The sequence below is a fragment of the Caballeronia sp. genome (assembly GCF_028292365.1).
Taxonomy (GTDB): domain Bacteria; phylum Pseudomonadota; class Gammaproteobacteria; order Burkholderiales; family Burkholderiaceae; genus Caballeronia.
On the sequence record NZ_JAQGMM010000308.1, the window covers coordinates 1 to 8,760 of the forward strand.

An 8,760-nucleotide genomic window follows, 5' to 3' on the forward strand; every position below is an offset into this window, starting at 1 on the left:
CCTTCGAGCGTCACGACTTTCCCACGCTGGAAGGCACGCCGGTCAACTTCAAGTTCGAGCTGCTGCAGGTGGGTGGCACGTTCAAGACACGCGGCGCGTTTTCGCATCTGCTCGCGCTCACGGAAAGCGAACGCGACGCGGGCGTGACGTGCGTATCGGCGGGGAATCATGCGGTCGCGGTCGCGTATGCCGCGATGCGTCTTCAGATCAGCGCAAAGGTCGTGATGATCAAGACCGCCAGTCCGCCGCGATTGGCGCTTGCCCGCCGTTTCGGCGCGGAAGTGGTGATGGCGGAAAACGGCGCCGAAGCGTTCGAGATCGTGCGCCGCATTGAAGCCGAGGAAGGCCGCTACTTTGTGCATCCGTTCAACAGTTACCGGACGATCGTGGGCACATCGACGCTCGGCTACGAATGGACCTCGCAGGCGCCCGATCTGGACGCGGTGATCCTGCCGATTGGCGGCGGCGGGTTGGCCGCGGGCGTATCGCTGGCATTCCGGCTCGCGAATCCATCGATTCACGTGTATGGCGTTGAACCCAAGGGCGCCGATGCCATGGGCCAGAGTTTCGCCGCGAATCACACCGTCAAGATGGGCGCGATGCACAGCATCGCGGATTCGTTGATGGCGCCGCACACCGAGGACTACAGCTACGAACTGTGCCGGCGGCATATCGACCGTCTGGTGACCGTGTCGGACACTGAACTGCGCCACGCGATGCTGCATTTGTTCAACGAGTTGAAGCTGGCGGTCGAACCGGCATGCGCCGCCGCCACCGCAGCATTACTCGGGCCGCTACGCGAGACCTTGCAAGGCAAGCGCGTTGGCGTGTTGCTCTGCGGCACGAACACCGACTCGGCCACGCTCGGCAAACATCTTGCGATGGCGGCTCAGGACGACTGAGCCGTGCCGCATCTAAAACACATTCGTCAGCCGTTTGCGCTCGCTCCTCTGCATGAAATAGTTCGCAGCGATCACGCCAACGGTCACGAACGCAATAAACAACGTGGCAAGCGCGTTCATCTCGGGATTCAGGCCGAGCCGGACGCGCGAGAATACGACAAGCGGCAGCGTAGTCGACCCCGGTCCCGACAAAAATGCGGATAACACGAGGTCATCAATCGACAGCGTGAACGACAGCAGCCACCCCGCCACCAGCGCCTGCGATATTAGCGGTAACGTAATCGCGAAAAACACGCGCAATGGCGTCGCGCCCAAATCGAGCGCGGCCTCTTCAAGCGACGGGTTCAATTCCCTGACTCTCGACTCCACGATGATCGCGACATAGGACATACACAGCATCACGTGTCCGATCCAGATCGTGAAAATGCCGCGTCCTGCCGGCCAGCCAAATACTTTCGCCATTTCCACGAACAGCAGCAACAGTGAAATCCCCTGGATCACTTCGGGTATCACCAGCGGCGCATTGATCATGCCGGCATAGAGCGTGAAGCCACGAAACCGCCCCATGCGCGCGAGCACATATCCTGCCCAAGTCCCGATCACCACCGACGCACACGCCGTGAATACCGCAATTCGAATCGACAACCACGCTGCGTCGATCAGCTCATCGTCGTGCAATAGCGCCGCATACCACTTCAGCGAGAATTGCGTCCAGACCGTCACGAGCTGTGACTCGTTGAACGAGTACACCACCAGACTCACGATCGGAATGTAGAGAAACAGAAATCCGAGACCAAGAAACGTGAACCGGAGTGAGCGACTGGGTTCAATCATCGCTTTTCCTCCAGTTGCTTCGCCTGGTAATGCTGGAACAACGCCATGGGAACGAGCAACAGCAGAACCATGGCACAGGTGACGGCGGAAGCCATCGGCCAGTCGGCGTTATCGAAGAACTCATTCCACATGACGCGGCCGATCATCAGGGTATCCGCGCCGCCCAGCAATTCCGGAATCACGTATTCACCCACCGCCGGAATGAACACCAGCAGGCAACCCGCGATAATCCCGTTCTTCGACAAAGGCAGCGTGATCTGCAAAAACGCTTTCCACGGTTTGGCGCCAAGATCGTAAGCGGCCTCAAGCAAGGTGAGATCCATCTTCACGAGATGGGCATAAAGCGGCATCACGAGAAACGGCAGATACGAATACACCATGCCGATATAAACCGCGATATTCGTGTGATACAGCTCAATAGGCGAATGAATAATCCCGGTCCACATCAGGAAGTTGTTCAGCAAGCCGTTGTTCTTCAGGATCCCGATCCACGCATACACGCGAATCAGGAACGACGTCCAGAACGGCAGCATCACGGCCATCATCAGCAGATTCCGGGTCGCCGGATTCGAACGCGCGATGTAATACGCCATCGGATAACCGATCAGCAGGCACAGCAACGTCGACACCCCCGCCACCAGCAGCGAATTCATGTACGTCGCGAAGTACAGGCTGTCGGTCAACAGGAACGCGTAATGCGAAAAATCCAGCGCGATACTCAGCATGCCGTCTTTCATCGCCGTCAATTCCGTATAAGGCGGAATCCCGAGACGCGAATCGGAGAAACTGATTTTGACGACCAGCAGGAACGGCACGAGGAACAGCAACACGAGCCACAGATACGGTCCGAAGATGACCGCCGTCCTGCCTGACAGGCCGAAGCGTTGTTTGAATGAATGCAGCGTTTTCATGCCGTGAGCACCACGCCTGCCGACGCTGTCCAGCGCACGAAGACTTCATCGTCCCAGGTCGGCGAATCGATCTGGCCAATCGCGAGGCTCGACAGGTTCGCCACGACCACTTTGCCGCTGTCCAGCTTCACGTGATACAGCGTGTAGCCGCCCATGTACGCAATGTTCGCCACGGTACCGTGGCCCCAGTTGTACGCACCGTCGGGCGGCTTGCGCGTCAACGCAATGCGCTCGGGCCTGACCGAGATGGTGACCGGCATGCCGAGCGGGCCCGTAATCCCATGATTCACATACAGCCGCGACGGCAACTCCGCCGTTTCCACGAACACGTGATCCGGTTCGTCTTCCACCACGATGCCGTCGAACAGATTCGTCGAGCCGATGAACTCGGCCGTGAACCGGCTGTTCGGATATTCGTAGACCTCGTGCGGCGTACCGATCTGGACGATCTCGCCTTCGCTCATGACCGCGATCCGGCCGGCCATGGTCATCGCTTCCTCCTGATCGTGCGTGACCATCATGCAGGTCACGCCGACTTTATCGAGGATATTCACCAGCTCGATCTGCGTGCGCTGGCGGATCTGTTTATCGAGCGCGGACATGGGTTCGTCGAGCAGCAGCAACTTCGGACGCTTGACCAGGCTGCGGGCCAGCGCCACGCGCTGCTGCTGGCCACCCGATAACTGGTGGGGCTTGCGCTGCGCATACTTCGCCATCTGCACGAGGTCGAGCGTCGCGTGCACACGCTCCTTGAGTTCCGCGCCGCGCACACCCTCTTGTTTGAGCCCGAACGCCACGTTCGATTCCACCGTCATATGCGGAAACAGCGCATACGACTGGAACATCATGTTCACCGGTCTGCGATACGGCGGCATGCTCGCGAGATCCTCGCCATCGATCACGATCTGGCCTGACGTGACCGACTCCAGCCCCGCGAGCATGCGCAGCAAGGTGGACTTGCCGCAGCCGGAACTGCCGAGCAGCGCAAACAGTTCGCCCTTTTTCACCGACAGGTTCACGCCCTTCACTGCAACGGTCTCGTCGAATTTCTTGACTACGTCGACGATCCGCACGAAATTCTCCGCCGCCCAGTCCGGGTCCCGCAAACCCGGTTCCGGCCTGCGGCCATTGGGAGCTCCCGAACTGCTCGTTTTGCCTTGATTGCCCGGTCCGGCGGGCACCGCGCTCGACTGCTGCTCACTCATGATCTGCTGCCTGGCTCCTGCGCTACGCGCATTCGTGCTGCTTTTTCAGCTGCACTTCTAAATTATTTTTCCGACGACTTTTCGACAACAGCACCCACACGATCGCCGGCAACGAACAAAGCCCCCGGAGAACCAGGGGCTTCGCGTTGATCCATTGCCTGATGCAAACCTGGCAACCTTACCGGAATCAGGATCAGCGTCCGGACTTCAGTTCCGTCCAGAGCCGCGTTTGCAAACGCTGGATTTCCGGCGGCAACGGCTTGAGCAGGAACAGCGTCTTGATCACGTCTTGCGGCGGGTACACGGCCGGATCGTTGGCAACATCCTTCGATACATATTTCCGCGCTTCCGAGTTCGCACTCGGGTAATACACCTCGTTCGTGATCGCGGCGTGAACCTGCGGCGTCTCGATGTAATTGATCCACTCGAGCGCGGCTTCCTTGTTCTTCGCGTCCTTCGGAATCGCCATCACGTCAAACCACACCGGCGCGCCGCCCTTCGGGATGTAGTACTCGATCTTGTACGCCTTCTTCGCCTCTTCCGCACGATGCTTGGCAATCACCACGTCGCCCGACCAGCCGTAGGCGAAGCAGACGTCGCCGCCAACCAGGTCATTGATATAACCCGACGAGTTGAACTGCGTGATGTACGGGCGGATCTTCTTGAGCATTGCCAGCGCGGCGCGGTAGTCGGCCGGGTTCGTGCTCATCGGATCCTTGCCAATGTAATGCAGCGCGGCGGCGAACATCTGGTCAGGGGCATCGAGCACGGACACACCGCAGGCCTTGAGCTTCGAGATGTTTTCCGGCTTGAACAGGATGTCCCAATTATCCAGCGGGACGTTCTTGCCGAGGATCTGCTGGACTTTCGTGACGTTGTAGCCCAAGCCTGTGGTGCCGTATGCCCACGGTACCGTGTACTGGTTGCCCGGATCAGCGCCCGCGACCAGCTTCATCAGGTCAGGGTCGAGGTATTTGAGGTTGGGGAGTTTGGATTTGTCGAGCGGGGCGAAGATGCCTGCCGTGATCTGCTTGCCGGCGTAGTTGCTGGTGGGCACCACGATGTCGTAGCCCGAATTGCCGGTGAGCAACTTGGCTTGCAGCGTGTCGTCGCTGTCGTAATTGTCGTACTTGACCTTGACGCCCGTCTGCTTCTCGAAGTTCGGAATCGTGTCTTTCGCGATGTAGTCCGACCAGTTGTAGACGTTGAGCTGCGTGTCTTTCGCCGATGCAGCCAGCGGTGCCGATAACACCGCCACGCCCGCGATAGCCAGGGTGATCGACATTACGCATGCCGGTAAACGCGCAGCCGCGCCCGATGCCCCCGAACGCTTCGACAACCGGTCCGCCACTTTTTCTGTCATTTCAGTTTCTCCGTCCTTTCGACTTGCCGACCGTTGGTTTCCACGTCTCGATTCGCCCTTTCTCCCCTGCTTGGTCGAGCCGCTTTCGAGACGTTCTCAAAAAAACGAAAACTATCATCAAAAGGTTGCTTCGCAAAAAACAATCGGCAAGTTTTGTCGCGTGAAGTGTACAAGGGGTGCGTTTGACAGGCTCTGGAGTGAAGTGGTGTTTTGAGTGGTTCCAGGTTGCCGGCTCAGCTACAAAGACCACACCGCCATTGTTGAATCCAACCGGGCAGAGGCTTACGTAATGTCATTATCGAGGCCCTTGCGCAGAAACCCACGCGACTCGCTCGTCCCATAACCATGTCTTTAGAGCGTCACCCCGGTGTGATGGTCGGCCCGCGGGGATGAGCTCCAAAGTCAGCGGAACGGTCGTTGCTTAGGCTCTTCTTAGGTTCCGTTGTTGCTCAAGCTCTGCGTACGTTCGCTTGTAACCTGGACATGCGCAACCCGCTGCGGCTCGCGCCGTGCTCTATCGATGTGCCTGCCAGTGCCCGAGCGCGGCCCCATTGCGCTGCTCATGCCTTTTCCCCAACCGCTTCGCGACATCCAGCTTCAGGAAACAGGCCGCAAACCGCATGAACACGAATCCGTCCGCTCTCACATCATCCGGCACCGCGGACGATCCGCAATCTGATCCGGCATCCGGATTTCAGGCCGGCCAGCCGAACGGCTCGCGTCCCAAACGCGGCTGGTTCTCGTTCGTCGGCGCCGGCGCCCTCATCGCAGTCGGCTATATGGACCCAGGCAACTGGGCCACCGCGCTCGCAAGCGGCGCCAAATACGGTTATCAATTGCTGAGCGTCGTGCTGCTTGCCAGCCTGATGGGCTTGCTGCTGCAATGGGTTGCATCGAAAGTAGGCGTTGTGACAGGACGGGATCTCGCACAGCTGTGCCGCCAACGCTACAGCCGGCGCACCACGCTCTTTCTCTGGATCACGAGTGAGATCGCCATCATCGCCTGCGATGTCGCTGAGGTCGTCGGCAGCGCGGTCGCACTGCAACTGCTGCTGGGCGTCTCGCTCACTGTCGGTGTCCTGATGTCGGCGGTAGGCACGTTCGCCATGCTCGCACTCCAAAGCCGTGGACAGCGGCCGCTCCAGATCGCCGTGACCACGCTGATCTTTTTCGTAGGGTTCTGTTTTGTCGTCGAACTCGCGCTCGCCAACCCCTCTTGGCGCGGCGCACTGGCTGGTCTTGCACCGCCCACCGCCCTGCTCCGCGACGCCGGCATGATCTGGCTCGCCGCGGGTATCCTCGGCGCCACCGTCATGCCCCATAACCTCTATCTGCACTCCGCGCTCGTCAAGGAGCACGCGAAAAACGGCAACGACGAAGCTATCTCCGACGCCATGAAGGGCGTCAACATCGATACCTTCGCGTCCCTCAGCCTCGCATTCACCGTCAACGCGTCACTGCTGATCGTGGCGGCCGCCGTCTTCCACGCCAGCGGTCACTACGATGTCAACGATCTCGCCGACGCCCATCGCCTGATCGCACCGCTCGTCGGCAATCAGTGGGCGAGCATTGTGTTCGCAGCGGCCTTGCTGGCGTGCGGATTGAACGCCACGGTGACCGGCACGCTGGCCGGACAAGCCGTCATGGAAGGGTTCCTGCAACTGAGGATTGCTCGCTGGGCGCGAGCGCTCCTCACCCGCGCGCTGGCCATGGGACCAGCCCTGCTCGCGGTCGGCGCGTTCGGGGAACATGGGTCGAACCAGTTGCTCGTCGCAAGTCAGGTCGTGCTGAGCTTGCAATTACCACTGGCCGTGATCCCCCTCGTGCGCTTTGCATCGGACGCCGGACTCATGGGCCGATGGCGCATCAAGCGCATTCCGCTCGCCCTGGCGTGGTTGTGCGCAGCGCTGATCGTGCTGCTGAACGGCGCACTGTTGTGGCAGTTGCTGACCGGTAGTTGACCGTAGCCGGGGCGGCAAGAACTGTCTGGATTTGCCGCTGTTTTCCGCTTGCGCCGGGGTCGCGCTCACTTCACCGTGCCTTGTATCCGCGATTCGACGTTTCTTCCACGCCGGACGGGAGCACACCCCGGGAAGGCACCGATTTGCACTCCGCCAACGCTCCATTCCATCGGCTATTGGTTCTGACCACCGGACACATGGTTCGGCACACGGGGAATGCGCACGCCAACCCACCCCACACGCGTCGATACGAACAAGCGAACACCTCGCTTCCACCGGTTCGCTCAACGAGGAATGAGTGAATCGATGCGGGTCGGGATCGTTTTTTGCTATTGCTGCCCGTTCGGCCCAGCTTATCGAAATGATCCTTCCGCGCGCTTACAATTATGCGTTTCGCGAATTTCATCGAGGACGGGCGGGATCTTATTCGCTCAGTTAATCCGCTCAGTCAGTCGCTAAACAAGCGGTGGCGCATGACGCAATCGGGACGACAAGGGACATGTGTTCCTGCCGCCTCACCCGCGCCCGACGCCAATCAACGCAACAAGGACGATCGTTTCATGGCCAAAGGCTCTTTGCCCTTTCCCCTCCGCTCCCCCATGCCCTTCCGGCAACGCGATGTCGCGACGGCTTGCCACCTGACCCTGCTCGCGGGCGTCATCAGCCTCGGCTGGACCAGCACGGCCTACGCCACGGTTGCCGTGCTCCAGCCCGTGCGCGAAGCTGCTGCAGAACAGCCGCTCGAACTGACATTGCTCTATAGCGACGACGACAAGCAGCCGCTCACCATCGATGTGCCGAAAGCGCTCAACATCACGCTGACCAACGGCGACCTGCCGCCACAGCCGCTGGCGCTGCAGCGCGAACCCAACGTCCCCGACAAGCTGATGCTGCGCCCCGGCCAATATCGGAAAGTTCGCTATGCCGCCCCGTGGCCCGACGCGGCGCGCGGCGTGATGAAGGTCGATCCGGTAGGCTTCGATTCGTCGCCCATGCTGATCACCCTGAACCGCGGCAAGTCGCAGACGCAAGTTGTGGCGGCGGAGACCGCTGAGACGAAGGCGAAGACACCGCAGCAGTTGGCGAGCGCAGAGGCCGCGGCGAACACATCGGCCATTCCGACGACCACGAGCGACCGCATGTTTAGCGGCCGGTTGTCGACCTTCGAACCGATGTATTTCGCCGATGGCCAGAACGGCGATAACCTCGCCAAATTCCAGTTCAGCTTCAAGTACCGCCTGATCATGCCGGACGATCCCCGCTCGCGCGGCTTCCTCGACAACCTGTATTTCGCCTACACACAAACGTCGATCTGGGACCTGTCGGCTGAATCGGCGCCGTTCCGCGACACCAGTTACGAGCCGCAACTGTTCTACTACCTGGAGAACACGGGTTGGAAAAGCTCGCTGTTTTCGCGCATGGGCGTCACGGCCGGTATCGGACATGAGTCGAACGGCAAAAGCGGCGCGGATTCGCGCGGGATCAACATCGCTTTCGTGCGTCCGAGCTGGGATTTCGGCGATATCAATTCGAACCACCTGACCATAGCGCCGAAAATCTATTACTACATCACGAAGAACGGCA

6 protein-coding genes and 1 pseudogene are annotated in these 8,760 nt (G+C 60.0%); 3 read left to right on the forward strand and 4 right to left on the reverse strand.

What is annotated here, in order from left to right; all coding sequences use genetic code 11:
• Positions 1-902 (forward strand): threonine/serine dehydratase (locus tag JWR14_RS18975; RefSeq protein ID WP_299709775.1); only part of this gene is annotated, 902 nt, incomplete at its 5' end.
• A 12-nt stretch (positions 903-914) separates the two neighbouring features.
• On the opposite strand, the gene JWR14_RS18980 is transcribed toward JWR14_RS18975, so the two are convergent.
• The 4 genes and pseudogenes from JWR14_RS18980 to JWR14_RS18995 form a co-directional block, all read right to left on the reverse strand.
• Complete coding sequence (locus JWR14_RS18980) at positions 915-1,733, reverse strand: ABC transporter permease subunit (protein ID WP_299709785.1); 819 nt, start codon at positions 1,731-1,733, stop codon at positions 915-917.
• Positions 1,733-2,647, reverse strand: coding sequence for an ABC transporter permease subunit (locus tag JWR14_RS18985; RefSeq protein WP_299709777.1), 915 nt, complete (start codon positions 2,645-2,647; stop codon positions 1,733-1,735). The genes JWR14_RS18980 and JWR14_RS18985 overlap by 1 nt, the downstream gene beginning before the upstream one ends.
• A pseudogene (gene potA, locus JWR14_RS18990) lies at positions 2,644-3,735 on the reverse strand (polyamine ABC transporter ATP-binding protein); the annotation flags it as partial. The pseudogene potA and the gene JWR14_RS18985, both read right to left, overlap by 4 nt.
• Positions 3,736-4,045: 310 nt before the next feature.
• A complete protein-coding gene (locus JWR14_RS18995) occupies positions 4,046-5,137 on the reverse strand; it encodes a polyamine ABC transporter substrate-binding protein (protein ID WP_299709787.1) in 1,092 nt (363 codons plus the stop codon).
• Positions 5,138-5,835: 698 nt separating this feature from the next.
• On the opposite strand from JWR14_RS18995, the gene JWR14_RS19000 reads away from it, so the two are divergent.
• On the forward strand, positions 5,836-7,176 hold the full coding sequence (locus tag JWR14_RS19000) for an Nramp family divalent metal transporter (protein WP_299709781.1): 1,341 nt from the start codon (positions 5,836-5,838) through the stop codon (positions 7,174-7,176).
• A gap of 560 nt (positions 7,177-7,736) precedes the next feature.
• Positions 7,737-8,760: phospholipase A (locus tag JWR14_RS19005; RefSeq protein ID WP_299709783.1), on the forward strand; the 1,024-nt coding region annotated here is incomplete at its 3' end.

Coding starts and splice junctions, on each gene's coding strand:
- JWR14_RS18985 (WP_299709777.1), bottom strand. CDS start 2,647: ATGAAAACGCTGCATTCATTCAAACAACGCTTCGGCCTGTCAGGCAGG.
- JWR14_RS18995 (WP_299709787.1), bottom strand. CDS start 5,137: ATGTCGATCACCCTGGCTATCGCGGGCGTGGCGGTGTTATCGGCACCG.
- JWR14_RS19000 (WP_299709781.1), top strand. CDS start 5,836: ATGAACACGAATCCGTCCGCTCTCACATCATCCGGCACCGCGGACGAT.